The organism is Paenibacillus sp. MAEPY2, assembly GCF_000499205.1.
In the GTDB taxonomy this organism is placed as follows: domain Bacteria; phylum Bacillota; class Bacilli; order Paenibacillales; family Paenibacillaceae; genus Paenibacillus; species Paenibacillus vandeheii.
The window spans coordinates 16,390-40,306 of the sequence record NZ_AWUK01000028.1 but is presented as its reverse complement, the minus strand read 5'-3'; the positions used below and the strand labels follow the sequence as shown (position 1 = coordinate 40,306).

17 protein-coding genes are annotated in these 23,917 nt (G+C 43.8%); 9 read left to right on the top strand and 8 right to left on the bottom strand.

Annotated features, from left to right (window positions below; translation table 11 throughout):
* Window positions 1–60 precede the first annotated feature (60 nt).
* The gene (locus tag P364_RS0120475; protein WP_024631941.1) at window positions 61–2,568 is read left to right on the top strand and encodes a WG repeat-containing protein; all 2,508 of its coding nucleotides are present in this window, start codon (window positions 61–63) and stop codon (window positions 2,566–2,568) included.
* A 210-nt stretch (window positions 2,569–2,778) separates the two neighbouring features.
* Here P364_RS0120475 and P364_RS0120470 read toward each other — a convergent pair whose 3' ends face one another.
* Entirely contained in the window at window positions 2,779–3,099 is a 321-nt protein-coding gene (locus P364_RS0120470) for a DUF2642 domain-containing protein (RefSeq protein ID WP_024631940.1), read from the bottom strand.
* A 281-nt stretch (window positions 3,100–3,380) separates the two neighbouring features.
* On the opposite strand from P364_RS0120470, the gene P364_RS0120465 reads away from it, so the two are divergent.
* The 8 genes from P364_RS0120465 to P364_RS0120430 all read left to right on the top strand — a co-directional run bounded on the left by P364_RS0120465 (window position 3,381) and on the right by P364_RS0120430 (window position 15,842).
* Window positions 3,381–3,779 (top strand): RDD family protein, encoded by a 399-nt coding sequence (locus tag P364_RS0120465; RefSeq protein WP_024631939.1) that lies wholly within the window; start codon window positions 3,381–3,383, stop codon window positions 3,777–3,779.
* Window positions 3,780–4,041: 262 nt separating this feature from the next.
* Complete coding sequence (locus tag P364_RS0120460) at window positions 4,042–5,667, top strand: extracellular solute-binding protein (RefSeq protein ID WP_024631938.1); 1,626 nt, start codon at window positions 4,042–4,044, stop codon at window positions 5,665–5,667.
* A gap of 56 nt (window positions 5,668–5,723) precedes the next feature.
* Window positions 5,724–6,647, top strand: coding sequence for an ABC transporter permease (locus P364_RS0120455; RefSeq protein ID WP_024631937.1), 924 nt, complete (start codon window positions 5,724–5,726; stop codon window positions 6,645–6,647).
* A gap of 10 nt (window positions 6,648–6,657) precedes the next feature.
* Window positions 6,658–7,539: a carbohydrate ABC transporter permease gene (locus tag P364_RS0120450; protein WP_024631936.1), complete on the top strand. Its 882-nt coding sequence runs from the start codon at window positions 6,658–6,660 to the stop codon at window positions 7,537–7,539.
* Window positions 7,540–7,609: 70 nt separating this feature from the next.
* Window positions 7,610–8,701: a glycoside hydrolase family 88 protein gene (locus P364_RS0120445; RefSeq protein ID WP_442952317.1), complete on the top strand. Its 1,092-nt coding sequence runs from the start codon at window positions 7,610–7,612 to the stop codon at window positions 8,699–8,701.
* A 309-nt stretch (window positions 8,702–9,010) separates the two neighbouring features.
* A complete protein-coding gene (locus P364_RS0120440) occupies window positions 9,011–11,311 on the top strand; it encodes a helix-turn-helix domain-containing protein (RefSeq protein ID WP_236642254.1) in 2,301 nt (766 codons plus the stop codon).
* A gap of 19 nt (window positions 11,312–11,330) precedes the next feature.
* Complete coding sequence (locus P364_RS0120435; RefSeq protein WP_029881152.1) at window positions 11,331–12,980, top strand: extracellular solute-binding protein; 1,650 nt, start codon at window positions 11,331–11,333, stop codon at window positions 12,978–12,980.
* A 195-nt stretch (window positions 12,981–13,175) separates the two neighbouring features.
* Complete coding sequence (locus P364_RS0120430) at window positions 13,176–15,842, top strand: discoidin domain-containing protein (protein ID WP_024631932.1); 2,667 nt, start codon at window positions 13,176–13,178, stop codon at window positions 15,840–15,842.
* Window positions 15,843–16,361: 519 nt separating this feature from the next.
* Here the strand turns inward: P364_RS0120430 and P364_RS0120425 are convergent.
* The 7 genes from P364_RS0120425 to P364_RS0120385 form a co-directional block, all read right to left on the bottom strand.
* On the bottom strand, window positions 16,362–17,276 hold the full coding sequence (locus P364_RS0120425) for a phosphotransferase (RefSeq protein ID WP_024631931.1): 915 nt from the start codon (window positions 17,274–17,276) through the stop codon (window positions 16,362–16,364).
* 161 nt (window positions 17,277–17,437) lie between these two features.
* Complete coding sequence (locus tag P364_RS0120420; protein WP_024631930.1) at window positions 17,438–17,758, bottom strand: hypothetical protein; 321 nt, start codon at window positions 17,756–17,758, stop codon at window positions 17,438–17,440.
* 99 nt (window positions 17,759–17,857) lie between these two features.
* Window positions 17,858–18,451 carry a stalk domain-containing protein gene (locus P364_RS0120415; RefSeq protein WP_024634591.1) on the bottom strand — a complete coding sequence of 198 codons (594 nt, stop codon included), beginning with the start codon at window positions 18,449–18,451 and terminating at the stop codon, window positions 17,858–17,860.
* A gap of 594 nt (window positions 18,452–19,045) precedes the next feature.
* Window positions 19,046–20,053, bottom strand: a complete 1,008-nt coding sequence (locus P364_RS0120405) for a linear amide C-N hydrolase (protein WP_024631928.1) — start codon at window positions 20,051–20,053, stop codon at window positions 19,046–19,048.
* Window positions 20,050–20,565, bottom strand: a complete 516-nt coding sequence (locus P364_RS0120400; RefSeq protein ID WP_024631927.1) for a transcriptional regulator — start codon at window positions 20,563–20,565, stop codon at window positions 20,050–20,052. The genes P364_RS0120405 and P364_RS0120400 overlap by 4 nt, the downstream gene beginning before the upstream one ends.
* 188 nt (window positions 20,566–20,753) lie before the next feature.
* On the bottom strand, window positions 20,754–21,191 hold the full coding sequence (locus P364_RS0120395; protein ID WP_024631926.1) for a hypothetical protein: 438 nt from the start codon (window positions 21,189–21,191) through the stop codon (window positions 20,754–20,756).
* 451 nt (window positions 21,192–21,642) lie between these two features.
* Entirely contained in the window at window positions 21,643–22,323 is a 681-nt protein-coding gene (locus P364_RS0120385; RefSeq protein ID WP_024631924.1) for a hypothetical protein, read from the bottom strand.
* Window positions 22,324–23,917: the final 1,594 nt, after the last annotated feature.

Genomic DNA, 23,917 nt, shown 5'->3' with positions numbered 1-23,917 from the left:
CCTCGCTTATGATGCATACCCATACCAGTAGGCGAATGCTGTCTTAAGGAGGAAAGAGGCATGTCCATGAGCGAACCTCTGTTAACACAAATTGTTAATCAACATATCCCGGCTGACGCGACTGTCGTCACCATTGATAAGCCGGTCCAACATCCGGCCATTTATGCTTCAGATTTAACCGGAGACGGAATGCCGGAGATTGCTGCTATATATGAGCAGGGCGGAGAATTAATGCTGCTTGTTCTGAAATTTTACCAAGGTCGCTGGATCAAGATGTCTTTGACTAAAGGCTTGGGGTATGGCGTTACCTTGCTGACAGCGGCATCTGTGACATCTACGGCAAGGAACAATCTCATTGTCGGCTGGCAGATCGGTGCGATCTGGTCGAAGCTTTCTGTATACGATTGGACGGAAACGGGACTGACAGATTTGGCGCCAGAAGATTTGTATTATAGCCATGCGGAAATCATTGATATGCCCGGTCCCCACGGCAGAGATGGCAAAGTGGAGATTGCACTCTGGATTCATGATACAGGTGAAGCTTATCGGGTCGAGATCATCCGCTGGCAGAATGGTAAATGGGTTCAAGCAACAGATGTATACCCGTATTACTTTCCTAAGGTCGTGAAGTATTACGAACAATTGGCAGAACAGCATCCAGATTATACTTTCTATTGGTACTATCTTGCGGACTCTCAGTATAAAGCCGGATTATTTACCGCTGCACTCGTTTCTGTCCAAAAAGCGCTAAGTTTCAATGACCCATACCCTTCACGGGAAGCTCTGCTTGAGCTGGAAAAGAAGATTAGACAAGCGATGAGCACAGAGGGTCATGCACGTGAAACGACATGGCTATTTCCGATATCGGTCAGAACAACAACAGGAACCCGGTGGGGTTATATGGATGCCCAGGGTCGTATTCGACTTGAACCGATCCTTGACGATGCCCAAGACTTTCAACAAAATGGCCTGGCTGTCGTAGTAAAAAACGGGAAGACAGGCATCATCAATCTTAGCGGCCAATTCGTTGTTCAACCTGTATACGATTCCATTAATTCTTTTGCAGAAGGTCGGGCCATTGTTATTGACTCTCAAGGGTTCAAGATGATTGATGAACAGGGTAATGTGCTGACCAAACGGGCATATCCGTTTATTGCCGATGTGAAGGATGGCCGAGCGCTGTTTTACCTTTCAAACAGCAGTCAGCCAGGTGGGGAAGTCAGTCGTTACGGCTATTTGGACACAGCTGGAAATGAGGTCATTCGGGCACAGTTCGCTTCAGCAAACGATTTTCAGGATGGCAAGGCCGTTGTGCAGATCAAGGATAATGAATATGCGTTAATCAATCGGAATGGTCAGCGACTGGCGACGTACCCGTATGCCTACGTGGGACCTGTGGGTGACGGACTACTTCCTTTTCAGAAAGAAACATCGGGTAAATACGGTTATATTGACGAACGTGGTCATGTCCGAATTCAGCCTAGCTTCACCTCGGCTTTTCCGTTTAATGGTGGGTACGCTATTGTGAATACAGCGGAGGACTACAACTCCATCTATGGCGTTATTAATACACAGGGCACATTTACCATCCAACCCGGCTACAATGACATTCGAGATCTGGGAGAACATCGTCTGGCCCTGGGGCAAGCGATTGATCCCAAACAGTCTTTTATAGGTTCGGTCTATGCAATTGCGGATGTCAGCGGCAGAAGGCTTTCGGATTTTGTATATACGGATGTATCGAATTACAAAGGAGGGCTGGCTTCAGCCACGAATGGAACACAAACGTTCTTTCTGGATCTCAATGGGCGACCTGCATCAGGATACCCTCGTGTTGAAGGCTCGGGCACACTTGAATGGGTAGCTCCAGATCTAATCAAGGCTTATGTCGACCAGCGTGTTTCCTATGTAAACCGGGCCGGGCAGATCATCTGGCGGCAAAATACGATCGTTCCGCTTCACCCGCCATATCGTGTACGCGAAGAGAAATATAAGCCCAACCCCGATTACCTCGTGTATTATCCGCAATTGGAGGGGTTAACGGATCAAGCAGTTCAGCTTGCAGTCAACGCCAAGTTAAAGGCACTATCCCAAGTGAAGCCCATTCCTGCGAATCAGAAGCTGGATTACACGTATACAGGGGATTTTGATATTACGTTCTATCAGCAGCAATTGCTTCAACTCAAACTCACGGGTTATAACTACCCGGCTGGTGCAGCACATGGCATGCCTACGATGATCTATGCGATTATTAATCTGAGTAGCGGTCAGATGTATAAGCTCAAGGATTTATTTAAACCAAACAGTGACTATGTGAAGGTACTCAGCAAAATTATAGGCGATCAGATCAAAAATGACCCGCAATACTCTTATGTTTTTCCGGACACGTATGAGGGAATCAGCCCGGATCAGCCGTTTTTTGTCTCACGTGATGCATTGCATGTGTATTTCAGTCCTTATGAAATCGCTCCTTACGTGGCGGGATTTCCGACATTTACGATTCCATTTGCCCAAATCAAGGATATCATTAATATAGAGGGCTCATTCTGGAAAGCTTTTCATGCTTAAATGAAATGTTTCATCTTAGTGATGCCCCAAACAGACTTTACATACGGGGTGGATGAAAGCTGCTTCACTCGAGTATTATAAACATTTTTTTTGCTCTTTAACGTAGTATCTCCAATCCGGTCTCTTCTCATGATTTACCACAAAAGTACCCATAAAGAGACTTTTATAAATTGTCTACTCTATAGGGTACGGTTTACTACATCAGAGTGATTACTCTTTTGCTATTTCAAAATAAACGATTTCACATAAACGAATGTGATGATTTTTCCCAAGAATATCAAGAGTGACGTGATCAATGGAAACATCATCCAGAGTACCTACCAATTTGCCGACAGTTGTTGTGATGACGATCTTTAACCCTATGTGTTGGAATAATAGCTCGGTGAATTTGGGCTCTACAGCTGCTTCGTACATCACATCATTCGGTAATACTAAAGTTTCTTTGCGTTGTGTATCTCTATTTCGATAATATTGCGAAGCTGTGGATAAGGCATAGTCCTGTGGATCTCCATAGTACTTGAATCTATACATGTGCTTCATTCTCCTCTGTCTTAAATTGAATAAAACATCTATAACGTATGATCAATACCTAAGGTGTCCATGTCGGCCTTCAAACTGAAATGTGTTAAAATTGGTTCCAATGGTGTAATGTGGTAGTGATTTGAATAGTATATACACCCAGATAGGTGATGGTGAATACCGGTTCGCAATGAGCTTCTCAAACCCATGTTGAGTTAGAACAAATGAATGAAAGGAGTTAGCAATAACGTATTTTTTAGTCCTTTTAGTAAAGAAATTTTGGAGGAAACATTTTGTATAAAGCAGGTTTCTGGATCAGACTCGGGGCAAGCTTTTTGGATGCGCTCATCGTTTCATTGCCTTTAGCTATTATTGTAGGTGTCCTGACAGGAAATTTCGATAATGACGAGCCTCTAGCAAAACTTATCAGTGGATTATATTCCATTTTATTGCCCGTTTTCTGGTACGGTAGAACGATAGGAAAGCGGATTTGCGGAATTCGAATTCGAAAATATGATACTCATGAGCCTCCGGGAATCGGAACGATGCTGATGCGTGTAGTTGTTGCTGGGCTGGTATACGCAATCACATTTGGCATTGGTTTCATTATAAGTGTCTTCATGGTGGCCATTCGCGAGGACAAACGTGCACTACACGATTTTATTGCAGGTACAGAAGTCGTTTGGGACTGAAAATGAGTTACAGACTATGAACAATGTTCATGGTCTGTTTTTTTGTGATGTCAGAAACACAGTCACAAACCCGCGCCAACACAGCAAACTCAAGACATTGCAGATGAGTACATAGAGAATTTGTCTATCGTTTTGGATAAATGATCAGTTCCTTCTGACGAAATCAACATGTCATTTGATCTTTTGCGAATATCGCTACAATGCGCTCTCCCTTACTCTGAGGTAGAGCACAGACATTCCCAAAAGGTGGAGGATAAGGTCCATGAGAAGAAAAGTGTTATCTACAAGTTTGATGATCCTGTTATTAGGTACAACGATCCTGGGGTGTTCGTCCGGAGACAGTACAGCGGGCGATACCGATAAAGGGACGCCGAGCGGATCAACGGAAGCAACTACCTATCCAATTCAAACGGATAAGACGCTTACGTATTGGGGTGAAATTAACGGAAACCTGATTGGGGTCAAAAATTCGCACAGCGAAATTCCATTCTTTCAAAAATGGCAGGAAAAAACCGGCGTGCCACTTAAATTCACGGCACCTCCGACGGGACAGGTCAGAGAATCCTTTAACGTGATGCTGGCGTCCGGGGATTTGCCAGACATGCTGGAGTACAACTTCATCGGAGATTTTCCCGGTGGACCGGAGAAAGCCATCAACGATGGATACATTCTCAAGCTGAACGATCTGATTGACCAGTATGCGCCAAATCTGAAGAAATATCTGCAGGAGAATCCGGACATCGACAAGATGGTCAAAACGGACAGTGGCAGCTACTATGTATTCCCATTCGTTCGGGGAGACGAGTATCTTCGTGTCTTCCAGGGTCCCATCATTCGTAAGGATTGGCTGGATGAGCTGGGGCTGCCCGTTCCAGAAACAATTGATGAGTGGACAACGACTCTGAGAGCTTTTAAAGAGAAAAAAGGCGCTGCCGCTCCATTCGCTGTTGTAAGTAAGCCACGATTCTTTAATGATTCCGGTAATGGTGCTTTCCTGGGCGCCTTCGGTGTAAACCGCGGATTCTATCAAGAAGACGGACAGGTCAAATTTGGCCCGTCAGAAGAGGGCTTCAAAGAATACTTGACGTTATTCCAGGAATGGTACAAAGAAGGGCTGATCGATAAAAACATCTCGACAGCAGATACCAAATCAGTTGACGGTAACCTCGCTTCGGGTGCGACTGGCGCCAGTGTGGGTAACGCAGGCGGAGGTATCGGCAAATGGCAGCCGCTCGTAGAAGCAAATGATCCGGATGCCGTTCTGGTCGCTGCACCATACCCGGTGCTTAACAAAGGCGACATTCCTAAATTCGGGCAGCTCAATCAGGGTTATGCCTCGGAAGGTACCGTAGCCATTACAACGGCAGCCAAGGACCCGGAACTTGCCGTTCGCATGCTGGATTATGGCTATAGTGAGGAAGGACACATGTTCTTTAACTTCGGTGAAGAGGGTGTCAGCTACAACATGGAAGACGGTTATCCGAAGTTTACGGATTTGTTATTGAAGAATCCGGATAAACTTGCTCCAGCACAAGCGATTTCCCTATATGCCCGCAGCAGTTATAACGGTCCGTTCGTTCAAGACAAACGTTATGCCGAGCAGTTCTTTGCTTTGCAGACTCAGCGTGATGCCATTGATGTATGGAAGAATACGCAGGCTGCAAAATATAATCTGCCTACAATCACACCTACACCTGAAGAGAGCTCCGAATACGCGACCATCATGAACGATATCAACACGCTCGTCGATGAGATGACGATCAAGATCATTCTGGGTAACGAATCGGTGGATCAATTTGAGAGCTATGTCGCGAAGATGAAGTCGTTACATCTGGATCGAGCTATCGAAATCCAGACAGCAGCACTCGAACGCTACAACAACCGGTAATTGTAAAAGGGGAGGGCCACAGCCCTCCCGATTGAAAAGAGGTGAAAAGGTACATCATGAGCAATCGTCAATCGTTCAGAAGCCGGTTCGTCCGGGACTTCATGATGAACAAGTATTTGTATATCATGATGATTCCCGTTATCGGATATTATCTTATTTTCCATTACGGTCCGATGTACGGCGCAATTATTGCCTTTAAAGATTATTCTCCGATGAAGGGTATTTTGGGGAGTGATTGGGTTGGGCTGAAGCACTTTGAAGAGTTTTTTAACAGTTACTATTTCTTGCGGGTTCTTAAGAACACACTGCTCATCAGTTTGTATACGCTGCTCTTTGAATTCCCTGCACCGATCATTCTGGCGCTGCTCATCAATGAAGTACGCAAGCGCACATTCAAGCGGGTCGTTCAAACGATAACGTATATGCCTTATTTCATCTCTCTTGTTGTCATATGCGGTATTATTACAGACTTCACGAACGCGGATGGTTTAATCAACCGTCTCATCATGATGCTCGGATATGACGGTCAGGCGATGCTGCAAAAGCCGGAGCTGTTCCGTCCAATCTATGTCCTTTCTGAAATATGGCAGCGGATCGGTTGGGAATCGATTATCTATATCGCTGCGTTAATGAGCATCGATCTGGAACAGTATGAAGCGGCGAAGATAGACGGAGCGAGCCGCCTCAAGCAAATGTTCCACATTACACTGCCGGGATTACTGCCTATTATTACAATCATGTTCATTCTCCGGATGGGGAATATGCTGAATGTCGGGTTTGAGAAAATCATTCTCCTCTACAATCCGGTGACCTATGAAACGGCAGACGTGATCTCTTCCTTCGTGTATCGAAAGGGATTGCTGGAATTCGGATGGAGTTACAGCTCGGCAGTCGGTCTATTCAACTCGGTCATCAATCTCGTTCTTCTGATTTCGGCGAACTATATCAGCCGCAGAGTGAGTCAAAACAGCTTATGGTGAGGTGGTAACTTTGATTAAGGAAAGCGGTTGGTTTGACCGAATCTTTACGATCTTGAATTATACATTTTTAATCCTGCTTGTTATCGTCACCTTGTATCCACTGCTCTACGTGTTATTCGCGTCCTTAAGCGACTCGGCGCAGCTGTTAGCGAACAAGGGTCTCCTGTGGAAGCCGGTCGGGTTCAGTCTGGAAGCTTACAAGAGTGTACTTGCCAATCCAGGGATAGCTACAGGTTTCCGTAATACCTTGTTTATTCTCGTGTTTGGCGTCATCGTCAACCTGTTCATGACAGCACTTGGTGCGTACGTGCTATCACGTAAAAACGTGATGTGGAACAAGGTGTTCATGTTCTTTATCGTGTTCACGATGTTCTTTGGCGGCGGGTTGATTCCGCTGTATCTGGTTGTCAAAGGCGTTGGCCTGTTAGATACGCTGTGGTCGACCATTCTGCCTTTTGCTATCAGTACATTTAACCTGATCATCATGCGAACATCATTTATGGGTATTCCGGACAGCCTGGAAGAATCGGCCAAGATTGATGGAGCCAATCACTTTACCATTTTGTTCCGTATTATTATCCCGTTGTCCATGCCGGTCATTGCCGTAATGATTCTGTATTACGCGGTAGATAAGTGGAACGGGTGGTTCTATGCATCGGTGTTTATCAAAAGCCGAGAGCTGTTCCCGCTGCAATTGGTGCTGCGTGAGATTCTGATTGCCAATTCCACGGAGAGCATGTCAGCAGGTGCCTCGGCTGGGGATCGCTTTCAGATCGGGGAAACCATCAAGTATGCAACGATTATGGTAGCAACAATACCGATCCTGTGCATCTATCCGTTTTTGCAGCGCTTTTTCGTGAAGGGTGTCATGGTAGGTTCATTAAAAGGTTAAACCGGAGAATTGAAGAAACGGTAAGGAGGTATGACGTTACATGAACGTATTAAATGAACTGGACAAGGACATGTGGGATCAGATTAAGAGCAAAGCCGACCAGATGCTGGCAGCTATAGGTGACAAGTCTCCACATGTCGCAGGTACGAATGGCATTTATGACGACATGAGAATCGATTGGTGGACCTCAGGATTCTGGCCGGGCATATTATGGATTGTGTACGATATGACGGGTGATGAGCAATATAAAGAGGCTGCATGGAATTGGGATGAACGGCTATCGGAACGGTTTCTCGAAAATAACTACTTTGACCACGATGTGGGCTTTCATTTCCTGCCCACGGCCGTCATCAAATACAAGCTCACCGGAGATGAAGATGCAGCTAGACGTGCTTTATTTGCTGCCAACTTCCTGGCTGGGCGCTTCAATACCAAAGGCAGTTTCATTCGGGCCTGGAATGGAGACATGTTGGGCTGGTCGATCATCGACACGATGATGAACCTGTCCTTACTCTTCTGGGCATCGGAGGAGAGTGGAGATCCCCGTTTCAGCCATATCGCCAAGGCTCATGCGGATATGGTCATGAAGCATTTTGTCCGGGAAGATGGTTCTGTGCATCATATCGTTTCATTTGATCCCGAGACAGGTGAACGGGCAGAAGCGATAGGGGGACAGGGAGCAGGGCCAGATTCGGCTTGGAGTCGTGGAGCTGCGTGGGCTTTATATGGATTAACGAATACGTATCGTTTTACTGAAGACCCGGCTTATCTTGATGCTGCACAGCGTGTGGCGAACTTCTTCATTTCCAACTTGCCTGAGGATAGCGTTCCACATTGGGATTTCCGGGCAGAGCCCGAAGAAGGAGAAGAGATTCCACGAGACAGCTCGGCTGGTGCAATTGCTGCTTCCGGATTGCTTGAGCTTGCAGGTGTACTCACTGATCCTGAAGGCAGGCTTTATGCTACCATTGCCAAACGTATCCTGAGCTCCCTGCGGGAACACTATGGAACATGGGATCTTCTTGAGCACGAAGGTATGCTTCTGGAGGGAACCGGTCATAAACCGGCAGGTCAGAACGTGAATGTCTCTCTCATTTACGGTGACTATTTCTACGTGGAGGCCAGCGCCAAATTAAACAGATGGAAGCATCGCATTTTCTAAAAATGCTCTAAGAACATTATAAAAACATTCTCATCTATTCAAAAATTGAATGACAATACATTAATGTTTTGATACCGAATGCCCGATAGACGAAAGCTGTCTATTCGGGCTATTTGTGCTTGATTTGACGCGGGAAATCGCTGCTTGATCACCTTATTGTCAATTGAATTGAACTTTTTATCTATATCCGAATCGTGCTCTTGCCGTTATAATAAATTCCTGATCCAAACATCGATAATCTACGAAGAGTTGGGTGATGAGTTGTTGCTAAATATTCGATATTTGTGGCAAAAACGAGAAAGTATAATCGTGACCTGGCTTGTCTCCTACAGTGCTGTTTTAATAGTACCCATTCTGATCAGCCTGGTTATTTACATGCAAGCCAATGAGACACTCAAGAGTGAAATACATCGGGCGAACGATTCCTTATTGAAGCAAATGCGTTATACGATCGATACACAAGTTGATCTCATGAAGCGGTTAAATATGGAGATGACGTGGAGTCCGAACCTGCAAACGCTGATGTATTCCAATCAGCCAGCCAAGGAGGCGCCTTATACGGCTTATCAGCTGGTGAAGGAACTTCGTCTCTACAAAACATCCTACGCATCCATCGATGAGTTCTACGTCGTGTGGAAAAAAGACCAATCCATTCTCCGTTCAGGTAATATTCGGGATATGCGGACGGCATTTCATACCCTACATAACACAGGTGCAATGTCTTTTGAAGCGTGGCGGGATCAGATCCTGGGTGCAGAAACGAATCAATTCGTCATTCTGCCGCATCAGAATGCAGGTCCGGCGGAGTCTGCCATTGCTTACATTACACGTCTGCCTGATGATTTGAATGGTCAGGAGACGGGTACAGTTGTGGTCATGGCCGATACGCGAAGATTCCAGGAAGCGATTGAGAGCATTTCGGGTTTTAGTGATGCAACACTGCTGATCCTGAACCAGAATAACGAGATTCTGATGAGCAATCGCCCGGGATCGGAGGAATTGAAGCCATTCATGAATGGCAACCAGGTTCAGTTGGATAACGCCAAGGTAGGCAAATCAGAGATGTTTTACATGGACTCGGCGGTATCCGATCTGAAGTATGCATTAATTATCCCCAGCAGCCTGTATTGGGAAAAGGCAGTGTATGTTCGCAATTTTACGTATATTAGTATCTTGGTAAGTCTCATTAGTGCGGGTGTACTGACCTGGTTCTTCATGCGCCGGAATTACTCTCCAATCCAGCAGCTCGTGGAATCACTACAAGACAAAACCACGCAGAACGAACCTGCTGATCGGAACGAACTGAGATTTATTCAAAAGGTCATTATGAACACACGATCAGAAAAGAATGAGATTGCCCAGCAGCTGCAGAAACATCAGCAGGTGCTGCGCTCGAATATGATTAATCGGCTTCTGAAAGGCAAACAGGACACACTCGTTCCCTACGAAGATGCATTCCGTTCATTCCATATGCCGCTGTATTCAAGTGAGTTTGCCGTAATCCTATTTGTCATCGAAAATGAAGAGAATCTCTATGGAAAGCTGCCGGGCATTGATATCAATGAACGAAACAAGTTAATCCATCTCATTATTTCCAACGTTGTTGAGGAACTGACTTCAGAACGTCAGCACGCTGGATACGTAGCGGAAGTCGATGATATGATGGTCTGCCTTGTAAATATGAAAGCGGATTCTTCGGACTGGAATCAGGATCTTCATCACATTGCGGCAGAAGCACAACGCTTTCTAGAACGCTATGATATGGAACTGACGATCTCCATCAGCGGACGCCATACATCGTGGATTGGTATCGCCGAAGCATACCAGGAAGCAGTGGACGCGATGGAATACAAAATGGTGCTTGGCAAGAAAGGCATCATCACCTATGGGGATGTACGCAGCGATGCAATGGCGGATGACCCATTTGGCTACTACTATCCGCTTCAAGTAGAACAGCAGCTTCTTAATTTTATCAAGGCAGGAGATACCGACCAAGCCAGCGTTTATATGAATGAGATTACAGCGCGAAATTTTGATAAACCGATCATGTCGCTCACACTCGCTCGTTGCCTGATTTTCAACCTGGTAGGTACGATGATAAAGGCCATCAATGATCTGGGGGACAGGGATAATATCACATTAACCCATTATCCGCACCGGATTGATGACATTATTGCCGGGGATACCATCCAGGAGATGCAGGAGGCTTTGCAGACCTTGCTAGAGGAGGTATGTGCCTATGCCGCTGATAAGCGCGCAACGAATGTATCACAAGAACGTGAGGATTCCCTGCGTCATCTCAGTACCCAGGTTACACAGTATATTGAGAGTAACTATACGGACGTGAATTTGAACGTCAACGCCATTGGTGAGCATTTTGAACTGAAGGGCAGTTACTTGTCCAAACTTTTCAAGAATCAGACCGGTGAGGGGCTGCTGGACTGTATTCATAAGTGCCGTATCCGACAGGCTAAAGAAATGATTGAGCATAAACAGGAATCTATCAACGAAATATCCCGATTGGTCGGGTATAATGATGCAGCCACTTTCATCCGGGTATTCAAGAAATACGAAGGCATTACGCCTGGTAAATATAAAGAAATCAGTTGATTTGAAAGGAGACCGGAATATGAATGTAAAGTGGAAGTTGGCATTCATAGCAAAGGTGGCAGGACTACTCCTGCTGCTCGGCATGCTGACTGCTTGCGATCAGAACGGGACAGATTCGGATGCCGCGATGAATGACCAACCCGATTCTTCAGCATCTCGGACCATTTCTACTACAGCTTCCAATACCGATGGGAAATTAACCTACTGGGCAGAACTGAATGGCAATGCAGCAAGCATCAAGTCCAGTTTCAATGATGTTCCTTTTTTTCAGGAATGGCAGCGAAGAACCGGGGTCAACCTTCAATTCATCCGGCCTCCCGCCAATCAGGCCAAAGAAGCGATCAATGTGCTGCTTACGTCCGGAGAGCTGCCGGATATGATCGAATATGAGTGGAGTAATTATCCCGGTGGACCGGAGAAAGCGATCAAAGACGGATACATTCTGCGATTAAACGATATTATTGATCAACATGCACCTCATCTGAAGCAGTACCTGAGCGAGCATCCGGACATTGATATGCAGATTCGCACAGCCAGTGGAAGTTATTACGCATTTCCCTTTATTCAGGGACAAGACAAGCTGCGAACCTATCAAGGGCCGATTATCCGAAAGGACTGGCTGGATGAGCTCGGTCTTGATGTACCAACCACGATCGACGAATGGCATACGATGCTGCAGGCATTTAAGGACAAAAAGGGAGCTGACGCTCCGCTCACTTTCCTCGGTGTTCCGAATCCGTTGTTTGGTATCGAAGGCGGCGGTTTTATTGGCGCTTTTGGCATTAAAAAAGGATTCTTCGTGGAAGATGGCCACATTAAGTTTGGAGCGCAGGAACCTGAATATAAGGCATTTCTAGCCTTGTTTCGTGAATGGTACGCAGAAGGACTCATTGACAAGAATCTGGCTGCCGTCGATTCGGAGACTCAGGATACCAACATGACAACAGGACGCAGTGGCGCGAGTATTTGGAATGCAGGTGCGGGGATCGGTACATGGCTGCCCATTTTGCAGGAGACGGACCCCAATGCACAGCTTGTACCAGCGCCATATCCTGTCATGAACAAAGGAGATCGCCCCAAATTCGGTCAGCTCGCTCCGGCTATCGGTTCCAGTGGAGTCGCCATATCCAGCAACAGCCGTCATGTGGAGGAAGCAGCACGCATGCTCGATTATGGGTATGGGCCTGAGGGGCATTTGCTGTTCAACTTTGGAATAGAAGGTGTTAGCTTTGAGATGAAAGACGGGTATCCGACGTATACGGATACTATTCTGAAAAACCCTGATAAGTGGTCGCCGGCGCAAGCTCTTGCGATGTACACCAGAGCAAGTTATTTTGGTCCATTTGTGCAGGATACGCGATATATGGAACAATATTATATTTTACCGGAACAGAAAGAGGCGGTGCAGCTATGGTCCAACACGGATGCTGTTCTCCATCAGGTGCCAACCCTGCCCAAGACCGAGAAAGAAAGCACGGAGTTGTCCGTAATCATGCAGGAAGTGAACAAGGTGGTGGATGAGATGTCACTTAAAATCATTTTTGGCATGGAGCCGGTGGATTCCTTTGATATGTATGTCGAGCAAATCAAGTCGTTGCAGATTGAACGTGCGATTGAGATTCAACAGCAGGCTTTAGAACGGTATAATCGCGCAGTGTCCTCTAAATAAATCCTTATATTGTATAAAATGGGCATTGGAGTGTCGTTTTTGTTCATGTAATTTCGTTTCCTCGTACTCTACAATCGGTTATGACATGCTGAGAAGGCATGCACATGACTCTTGCTTGAGCAGGATTGGAGGTGACTACAGGTTTTCTTGAAACCGCTCACATACTCTGAAATCCAAAAGGAGGAGAACGAAAGAATGCGGAAAAAATGGCCTTTGTTAGGGTTGGCATTTACGTTGGCTGTTGGATTGTCTGTACCTGGAACTCATGGGGTTCGAGCATCAGAGGGTGACTCACAGCCGTCTATTGAACGTGCGGGTGAGAACCTCTCTTTAGGAACGGATGGCCGAAGCAGACTCTACCCAAATGATTGGTATCCAGGATTTAAAGATGAACAAGGAAGATTTCTGCATGACTTTTCGTATGCCGGTTATCGACGTGGGGAAGAAGACCTGCCTAAAACGGCCAAGAACAAACGTATCGACGTTACCAAATCACCTTATTTTGCCGATCCTTCAGGGAGCCGTGATGCAACCCAGGCGATTCAAAAGGCAATTGATGCTGCGGTTGCGTTGGGTGGGGGTGTCGTGTATCTTCCCAAAGGTACATATCAGGTTAACCCTCAGGCAGGCAAGGATTATTCACTAACCATTCCTGCAAGTCGGGTAGTCCTGAAAGGTGACGGGATGAACAAGACTCATATCTATAATGCACAGCAAAATATGAAAAACAAGGATATTATCCGGATCGGTAACGGGGATTGGAAGAAAACCGGGATCTCTACGAAACTTCGCAAGTCCGTTACCGATCCAACCGTCCTGCTGCCCGTTGAGGATACGAGCGGGTTTGCGGTGAATGATTACGTGGTCATTTCATTCGAAACAACGCCTGGGTTCTTACATGAGTTGGGCATGCAAAACAAATGGTCTTCACGTCTCGGTAAAGTAGAACCGTTATTCTATCGCCAAATCGTGGGGGTAGATCCGGAGAATAACACGATTACGCTAGACATTCCGACGCGTTATCCAATGAAGCTGCGCGATGACATTACGATTAGTCAGACGGCTGATCCGATTGTCGAGGTTGGTTTGGAGGATTTCTCAATCGCAAACATTCAGAATTCGAAACCTGGACTTGGTGAGGATGACTTCAAAGTCGTTGGAACGGCTGGATACGAGGCTGATAATGCTAAAGCGGTCAATGTGATCGCAGTGGCGAACAGCTGGATTCGTAATATTAACACGTATAAGCCAGCTGGCAATGCAGATTATCATCTGTTGTCCAAGGGGATTATTCTGGACCGTACGAAGAACGTCACAGTGGATCATGTAACCATGCAGTACCCGCAGTATCGTGGAGCGAATGGAAACGGTTATTTATATCAATTTATAGGCAATGATAATCTCATCAAGAACAGTAAGGCAATAGGCGCAAGACACAGCTTCACGTATGCCAACTTCTCTGCGAACGGGAATGTGCTGCAAGGGTCGTATTCCGAGAATCCTTCATTAATGACCGACTTCCATATGTATCTGAGCATGGCGAACCTGATCGACAACCTGGTAGTCAACGGAGACGGAATATCCGCCATTACGCGGGATTATGGATCATCCGAAACGAATCGTCATGGAGTCGTTACCACGGAAAGTGTGTTCTGGAATACGACCGGACAGGCGGCACATCGCAGTAAATCCGGCGTTATTGTAGAATCAGAACAATTCGGGAATGGATATGTCATTGGAACAAAAGGAAAGGACACCGGCGTGAACGTCAACATTGTTGGTTCCATTCCGGATGCGAATACGCAGCCATTTGATATGGCGGAAGGTATTGGGGAGGGCGATCGTTTATCCCCGCAAAGTTTATATCAGGATCAGAGCAAGAAGCGAATCAAAGATATTCAGCTGGGGCTCCAATCCTTGTTGGTGAATGGCGAAGCGATAGCGGGTATGCAGTTCTTAAGAACGGATTACGTTCACACTTTACCTTATGGTACAACGGAAACACCGTTCATCTCTGCGAAACCATTTGCGAAGGATGCTAAGGTTAAAATTAAACAACCGCAAGGGACCTATGGAACTGGAGAGATCTCTGTATCGTATCGGGGTCATACCCAGAACGTGCGAGTGAATTTTAAGGTAGCGGATACACCGATACTTCCAGAGAATATCTCCATAAGTCCGAATAAAGCGCTTCCAGGATGGAGAGTTGCAGGCAATGCGATCAGCGCAGGCGCGAGCGGGGAATTATCCTCATTTCTAACATTAGATAATGGTGAGATCGTGAACATTGCCGAATTGAACGTTCCTGTCACGTATACGTCGAGTGATGAGACGATCGGATATACGGACGGATCTACATTTTATGCGGTTAAAGCGGGAATTGTCGACGTCATCGTGAGCTGCGTCTTTAATGGAGTAACGGTCGAAGCACGAGAGAAATTTGAAGTCAAAGAGCCTATGGCCGAACCGGAAGGACCGTTTGCTGCTGTAACCAAGGTTACGGCAAGTGCAGATGACGGCAATCTGCCGATCCATACGATCGACCGAGATCCAGACTCCAGATGGTCTGCAGATGGAAAGGGACAATACTTGCAGTTGGAGCTTGATGAACAGACTCAAGTAAGGCAGGTAAGCATTCAATTCTATAATGGTCATACGCGATCCAATTATTTCGATTTGGAAGTTTCATTGGATGGTATTAATTACCAAAAGGTATTGAGTAACGTCGCCAGTCAAAAACAAGCTGCCTATGAAACATTTGAATTTGAACCGGTTCAGGCAAAATTCATTCGTTATGTCGGGCAAGGAAACGAATCCAATACCTGGAACAGTATTATAGAGTTTTGGGTGCATGCGAATTAAATTGATGTAGCATAAATTAAAAGTCGGTATCAAATATAATGTGTGCTCATTTTAAAGTTGGAATGGGTGCATATTATATTTGAGAATTGAGTTGGGTGTGTAATACAAACAATTAGAAACATGTAGGATCACATATTTATCCATACGAAATTAAAAATATCTCGAGGGTTGTAAAAAGAATAAGCCACATTTATCCATGTGAACAGAGTTGCAATTGGAACGAATTGAATCACAAGGGTTAAAAATCATCATCATGATCTTTATTAGATAGATTGATTACTGTTTCACAAAACTCGTATTTTGTACATATGTATAAAATCGAATTCTTATCCCTATTATCGTATCTATGCTGTTTAGATAACATTCTAATCCGGAATGACACAATGTTCTTGTCCCTCGACATGTACCGTTAAAGGACAAGAACGGCATCAGAGAAGGCTGATCGTACCTTATCACTGCCTTTAAACGACAAAATGGTGCCGGTAGCCATAGCCCCATAGCCGCAACGAAATAATGAGCCTAATCCGACAGTGCCCGCATGATGTTGGATTTTGCCTCTGCCGCAATCGCTTCATTCCCGTCATCGACCGCTTGCATTAAGATCAGTATGGGGATGTATACCGCGATAAGCCGCGCTAGCAGCTTCGTTTCCTCGTCCGCTCCTCCGTACGTTTCGAAAAACACGCCGCGAGCGTAAGGTGGTAAAAAGCTATAAGCAACGCTCAAATCGCAAGCCGGATGGCCTACGCTCAGATCGCCCCAATCAATGATGCCGGAAACGATCCCGTTCTCATTCACAAGCATATTTTTGAAATGAAGATCACCATGTAGCAGTGCATTCACCGCCTCGACACGGTCCTTTTGCAGCCTGCTAATATACGCTTCGATCACACCTGACTCCTCCGGCGACAAGTGTTCAACCACCTTCGATAGAAAGCCCTCCAATTTCACTTTGCGCGATGCTATGTCCGTCAAGTTTCGATGATCTTGCTGAACTCCGCACTTCAGCGCCGCCTGCACCGGAAACTCATGCAATCTCCGCAAAAATTTCGCCAACGTCTCTGCCGATAAAGCCCGGCGTTCTTCCGTCAAACCGATTGGGAAATCTCCTGGCACGTAGGCATAGCCAAGAAATGGTGCCGGGTATTCGTCACTTGCTTCGCCATAAAACAACGGTTTCGGACAGGGGATGGACATATATGCCTCCAGCTTCGGCAGCAGCTCCCCTTCCATACGAATCGAGCCAACTGCAATCGTTCTTCTTGGGAACCGGAACACGTACTCGTCACCGATGAGAAAAACCGTATTGTCCCAGCCCCAGCCCAATCGCTTTACTTGCTTCGATGACAACTGAGGGAATTGTCTGCCGATCAGCGTCCGCGCCTGCTCTTCGTTAACCTCCCACTCCGCATCCCATACATTCGTTCCTCCCATGAATTGTCTGCCTCCTCGTTCCTTACGTTATTTAGATGTTTACATTCCCTGGAAGTTACGCATAACTACCCGTTAGTTGAACAAAAGCAGCCGATCACGTTGATCAGCTGCTTCCTTGGTATTATTGAACTAACGTTTCCCGTTAGCTTAATCATATTTTTTTAATTCCTGATTTTGCCTTGGACTGGAAAAGACATGTCAATTATCCCAGTATCTCGAATTCCGATACTTATGCTTATTCTGTCACCTACCGTAGTTGCGTCATAGTAAGATTTCTTCACAGTAAGCCAGATTGCGTTGGGCATTTCATCATTCAATATTTCGCTTAGTGGCGATTCGATATCAGCCCTGCCGCGAACAACCAGTATTCTATCGTTTTCTTTTGCAACATCAAAACCTTCTTTATAGTTCCAACGCTCATCAAAAATTAAAAGAGCTGTAGGGATGCTTTCCCATACGGCTCTCTTGTACGCGCGCTTCACGATTTAACCAAATCTTATCACGTAATCGAGTAAGTTGTCTATCTTTAGGACATCACCATTAATGAGTTTAATGCCTATCCACTAATGACCAGGTAATGATTAAGGATAATATATCCTTGTACCATCGAAATAATTAAATGAAGTAATAGTCCAATCATTAGCCTTCTTAGTCATCTCAGCTTCAATACTGTAGCTATAGTTATAGTCGCCAACAATCCCATCTGAATGAAAGACCGCTTTAAATTTAGTAAGACTTTTATTCCATTGAATATACTCTGACTCAGGAAGACCTATTTCTACGTTATTTTTATGAAATTGAATCCAGTATTTCTTTTTGGACATCGCATTTGTTGCAAGAGTCAATGCTTGATTATCTGTCAATGGACGAGCATATACCGTAATGTGCTCAGAATTTCCTGTCAAAGTAGATGTATCCCATTTGATATAATCGTTCGGATAGAAGAAGTTACTTAAAGCTTTAAATTGTACATACACCGAGCCATTTTTCAACAATACTCCATTACCAACAGTAGCATTAAAAGTCTTCCCGCCTTTAGTTAGTGAAGCAGTTTTTGTCTTCTGATTCCAAGTTATTTTTACATCAAAATATTTATCAAGTTGTTCATCGTATCTGAATAGATCATTCGTCGCCATACTACGGAGAGGGGCATATAATCTCCCCTCAGAAAGCAAACCGTTTACTCCGCCATATGCATCATCTTAATCATCATTTGCGGCATAAGAACTCATTGGACCAATCATTAAAGCGCCACTTAATAATGATATAAAAACAACCCACAAAATTGGTTTTTTAAAATAATGATTTTCATATTTACTCCTCACTCTTAATTATTCATACTACCAATAAATTTTACATGAATTAGCAATTAATAATACAGGTAAATTTATCCACTGGTTTACCCTTTAGTTGAGTAACAGCAATTTATTCATTAGGTCACTACTACTCATCCATGTGCCTAAAAAAGCGATTGTATAGCTCTCTTCTTCGTTCCCCTCCCAACTGGGCATATATTTGAGTAGTCGATGCTTTTTCATGTCCTAACATGCCCTAGATGAAATCAAGCGGTGCTCAAAACCAAGAATGAGTTATTAAGCTAAACTGCCCGTTAGCTTAACAAAAGCAGCCGATCACATTGATCTGCTGCTTTGGTATTATTGAGCTAGTGTTTCCATTTTGAGTTGCAACACTTTTTGGATCTTGAAACTAACTTTCCCTTCATTTATCAGTCGGTCATCATCTTCCAAGAATGTTCCTCTTTAATGATGTTAAAAATCTAGTGTTTTTGGAAATTTATCCGGAAATGACGCAAAAAAATCTATCATATCTTCAGTAATTCTCCAACCGAATGCTGTGGTCAACACGGGGTCCCTGAAAAACGATTCTGCAATCCTACGATTCAAATCCACGTTGTAGTTGATATAGGATACAGCTCGCTGTTGGAGGTTCAGTGCCAGTGGCGCTGCATCCGATGAGAAATCTACCTCACCCATCCGTACTGTCTTCAGATCTGGATATATACTTGTTGTGAAATGAAGTTGCATTTGTTCTAAATCATAGATGAGGGTATAAGCCGTATCTTCCCTGCGAACAATTTCTAACGAATCCTGAGTGAATTGGAGTCGCTCTCTCTCGTTGACTGGTATCACACCTGCAAGGCGAGTCGCCCCTTTATAGAATCGGTCCATGGAATTACGATCATAATCGCTGTACGCGTTACGCCAGCGTTCTTCTTTGTCCTCCAAATTTTTTATTGCTTCAGTATAAGGAGTGTTTGCCATAATTGAATACGGCAATGAGCTTCCCCGATATATATACATGGCACCGCCTAGAAATTCGAACACAGCGCAATCTCCAGACCGATCGGCTACCATATAATGCAGCCTTGACATTGGCTGTGCAATGCGTACACTGCAAGAGGCTTGCTCCGCTTCCTTTACTGAGGCGCAAGTGTCTAGAAGCAACTGAATCCACTGCAACTCTCCAACTGCCGGTAGACGATCGTCATCCGTATAAGTAGATTGCCATAGTGTTGTCTGCTCTACAACAAGACCGGCTTCGTTGATTCCGCCGTTTGGCATTTCTTTTCCAACTTGTGAGATGGTAAGGCTCCCGTATCGGGATATCCATTTCGCTGGGCGCTCTGGAGGCTGCACAATTGCACTTTTGGCAACACCACGTTTATTTGTAAATATGTATGCTCCTTTGTAAGGGACATCCTGATTTTTGCCCAGAAGTCGTGTGTTCTCCGGGTGAAAGTAAATTGCGGTACTCATCGCTGTTCCTCTCCTTTATTTAACTTCATTTCAAGTTCTTCCACTCGTCCGGATTCGATTTCATGTATAACGTAATCTAATATTTGATTAATTCGCTTGTCGTTTAGCTGAAGCGTGGATGCAACTCTAGTTAAACGTTGCTGTTCTTCCCTCTCTTTAAGTAGCTTTTGTTTTTTCTCTCTATATGGTCCAATGTCTTCTTCTTCAGCCCCTTCCTCCTCAAGCAGTTCGACTTTCTTATCTATCAACAAAATATGAATATCTATTTTTTTCAAAGGTGTCAGTTGTTTTACGAAGTTATTGTTATCAACAAAAATAGCCCCGTCAATTCCAAAATAATTCGCTAGAGTCTGTAACCGCTCTTGCGGAATCGGTCGTCTCTTTTTGATCCAATCTGAAAATTGTTGAGGTGTAATGTGAAGCTGACGGCCAATTCCTGAATATGATTGCTCGTTAATCATAACCAAATATTCCAATACTGTTTTGAGAGCGAGCGGCTCACTTTTACTCATATCATCACTTCCTGACGTGATTTATGTCAATAATATAACTGAAGACATAAATTACGTCAATACTAACGACATAATTTATGTCTTATTTAAACAGAGAATAAAATTCACTTGAAAAACAGCACTAGTTAAAATTCCTGATTAGCGTTGTTTAAACTAACCTGCCCGTTAGTAGAACAACTTAGGGTGGTTTATTTTTTCACTACATTCATGACGACAAATCCTAAATCGTAATTGTGGCGGAAAGTTATTTGATATTTTTCTACTTTCTTATCTACCTCATTGTGAATAACCTTGTGAACACTTGCTATTACATCCATTACATAAAAACCACCATCTACCGTTCTCATATTCGCTACTTGAAACGGATCGATGCTATAGACATTTTCTTTCCCCGTCTTTAAATATTGTTTTTCTTGGAGCGCAAATAGTGTCTTCCTTTGCAATTCAGTCGTTAACATACGCTCTAACTGTTCTTCTCTTGTTTGTGGAAATCCCCATAATGCAACCCATTCAATCGAATCCTTACCTTTAGTCGCTTCATCATGTGGATGAGCTAAACTTACTGACGGAATGGATAAAATGGTCCCAATAGAAAGGACTAGAAACGACATCAAAATTTTTCTCATACAATCACCTCACCATGATCTTTCCTCATATGGGTGAGTTTTATGTATAAAGGAGTTGGTCTGTTAAACTGTCCGTTAGATGAACAAAAACAGCCGATACTTTGATCAGCTGCTTTCTTATTTTTATTAAATGTTTCCCGTTAGTTTAATGACATATCATTCATTTAGTCGTTTAAATTTGAAGAGCTCGAGTAATGCATAGAAGAATCGAAGTGTATCCTCCTGAGATGTAATTCCATCTTCATACTCCTCATACAATGCATTAGCTAAAGCGTGATTTCTATTTAAATTCCCACCATAAAATCCATAAACTGTTCGTGAAATTGTCCAAGCAAATGAAGAACAATCAAGACGTCTCTTTTGTGACGCGTTACCTGCAGTTGTTTTCCATGCCCAAATTTCTGCTAACGCGTTTAATGCCATCTCAGGAGTTTCTGAACTGAACTTCGGATCAAAACCTCTCGCTCCCAATCTGCATCACTTCATCAAGACCGATCGGTTTTCCTAAAATCAAACTTAGGTCCTTACGCATTAAGTCACGAATCAACGGAAAGTCTATAGTTGAGAAGTTTAACAGATCCTCTTTCCAGAACCAGGAGTCATCGGGATCTTTTATTTTTGTGAAATAAATTTCATTAATTTCATGTATTTCATTCAATTGGCCTGGTGTTAAATAAGCCAGCCTGATTCTATTTCTTTTTAAAGTAGTTGTATTTTGAGGTGACTCTTTATAATAGCAATCACCATTCTTACACCCATAATCTATTCTGTATCCGGTGTCTTCATAGACTAATTTCTCATCGAAGTCAGCAGGCCTAGCTTTCTTTACATATTCAACAAAAAATTGAGCTACATTAAGAACGGAGGCTTCATTTTTATTGCCTGCTATCGCAAGTCCGCTTGGCCCCTGATAAACTACAATTTCATAAGAATTTTGAACATTGTCTGTTGCTTTAATCGTGTATTGAAAGGCATTCTCCGCATCGGAGGTTTCATAATCGGGTTCTCCAAACAGCGTCAACAGAGATCCTCTAAATTGAGCGAGTTCTTCCCTATCTCCAATCTCTGAGGTAAGTATCTTCGAACTTTCATATTCATTAATATTTTTTTTACTTGCGATAAAATCATACATATTCCTTTAGACCTTTCTTTGTTTAATTTAATTCAATCATATTAAAGGATGAAATAAATAACAATAAATATTCACTTCAGATCACATTAGAACCTCGAGATGTTGTTAAACTAACCTGCCCGTTAGTTTAATGAAACGAAGAGCAAGATGCCGATTAGATATACGCCTAATCGGCAATCGGACTATGTTCTTGTCCATTCCGGCAATCGGTACAAGTGCTTGTCCTTGGCTCGGGACAAGAACTTGTACCGATAAAATAAAAAAGCCGCTAAATTAGCGACTTCAATGGGAATATGTTCTTGTCCCTCGACATTAATCTTGTACTAATCTCATCATATCACAGATTAACGGTTTTAAAAAAAACTTAGTTTTTTGACATAAGCGTCAACTGATTTTTGAAGTGTTTTATTTTCAACATCTTTGTCACCTCTGATCAGTATTGCAACCGCTTGAGGTGTATAAGACTTCATAGTATAAGTATTACGTATTGCACTTTCGTGTTGATATGTGCAAACATATTTGTAAATTACGAGTACTTCGATAACAAAGAAACCCGACTCTCGAAAGAGAACCGGTTTTCTCGACAATCTGAACTATCATTCCTAGGAATGATGGTTTTTTGTCTAGCTGCACTTATTGTTATTCAACTAATTAAAGCTTTCATCCTTTTCTCCTTTTTTTACTGTAAGAACTCACTATAATTCCTCCTCTAATCGATCATATACTCTTACTTACTATGCATTTAGTATTTTTAGTTGTTATCCTTCCCGGGATCCTCCAGAATCAAAAAAGTTCCATATCACTTAAAGGCGAAAATCCATAACCTCAGTTAGTTGTGGATTTTCAGTATAAAACAGTGAGAGCTATTAACCCCCTATCCAACAATAAAGGCATATAAGTAACATAGGTCATTTCTCTATTTGTTGTATATCAGCAGGTACCTTTCCTCGGTTCCAATTAAATAAAGAGTTAGCGGAGTATCTCAAAAAAGTGTATTGAGTTGGTCAAATTTACCTTTCTCTCGGAAATAATATAACCCAAACCTGTGTGGTCAGTTATGAAGTCTTCAATTCGGGGTAATACCAGCGTAGCTGATACCACCCGCAAACACATGGATAAAAATGTTAGAACCCTCCGCGTCTGGAGAGTTCTTTTTATGAGTGTAAATGTACCAATTGCAGTCTGTTTGTTAAACTAACGTTTCTCGTTAGCGGAATGACCTGTTTTAATTTATGGTAGGTACGCCGTAACACCGCAAAAGAGAATAAACTCTTCATGAATCGCATCCATGAAGAGTTCAATATATAGGATTTCGCTAATAGATCGATCGTTGGTGAAGATGTAGATTCAGAACGGTATCGAGGTGTCCACTATTAAGATGATAGAAGACTTTGTATACGGATCAGACTTTCACGATTAGCAGATAGCACGTTTAGAGAGCGATTCAGCGTAAACTTACTATCCAATGCAGACTTAATAAGTCATGGTCTGAATAATAATGATACTGTTAGGTAAACAGGTAGACCCGCCCCTCTCATGAACAACCATATAAGAGGGCGAACACCGTAGAAGCGTTCGCCCAAAGATGTTGTGT

Bases quoted from the DNA above. Each gene is read 5' to 3' on its own strand.
- P364_RS0120475 (WP_024631941.1), top strand. From the start codon at position 61: ATGTCCATGAGCGAACCTCTGTTAACACAAATTGTTAATCAACATATC.
- P364_RS0120470 (WP_024631940.1), bottom strand. From the start codon at position 3,099: ATGTATAGATTCAAGTACTATGGAGATCCACAGGACTATGCCTTATCC.
- P364_RS0120460 (WP_024631938.1), top strand. From the start codon at position 4,042: ATGAGAAGAAAAGTGTTATCTACAAGTTTGATGATCCTGTTATTAGGT.
- P364_RS0120455 (WP_024631937.1), top strand. From the start codon at position 5,724: ATGAGCAATCGTCAATCGTTCAGAAGCCGGTTCGTCCGGGACTTCATG.
- P364_RS0120445 (WP_442952317.1), top strand. From the start codon at position 7,610: ATGTGGGATCAGATTAAGAGCAAAGCCGACCAGATGCTGGCAGCTATA.
- P364_RS0120435 (WP_029881152.1), top strand. From the start codon at position 11,331: ATGAATGTAAAGTGGAAGTTGGCATTCATAGCAAAGGTGGCAGGACTA.
- P364_RS0120430 (WP_024631932.1), top strand. From the start codon at position 13,176: ATGCGGAAAAAATGGCCTTTGTTAGGGTTGGCATTTACGTTGGCTGTT.
- P364_RS0120425 (WP_024631931.1), bottom strand. From the start codon at position 17,276: ATGGGAGGAACGAATGTATGGGATGCGGAGTGGGAGGTTAACGAAGAG.
- P364_RS0120405 (WP_024631928.1), bottom strand. From the start codon at position 20,053: ATGAGTACCGCAATTTACTTTCACCCGGAGAACACACGACTTCTGGGC.
- P364_RS0120400 (WP_024631927.1), bottom strand. From the start codon at position 20,565: ATGAGTAAAAGTGAGCCGCTCGCTCTCAAAACAGTATTGGAATATTTG.
- P364_RS0120395 (WP_024631926.1), bottom strand. From the start codon at position 21,191: ATGAGAAAAATTTTGATGTCGTTTCTAGTCCTTTCTATTGGGACCATT.
- P364_RS0120385 (WP_024631924.1), bottom strand. From the start codon at position 22,323: ATGTATGATTTTATCGCAAGTAAAAAAAATATTAATGAATATGAAAGT.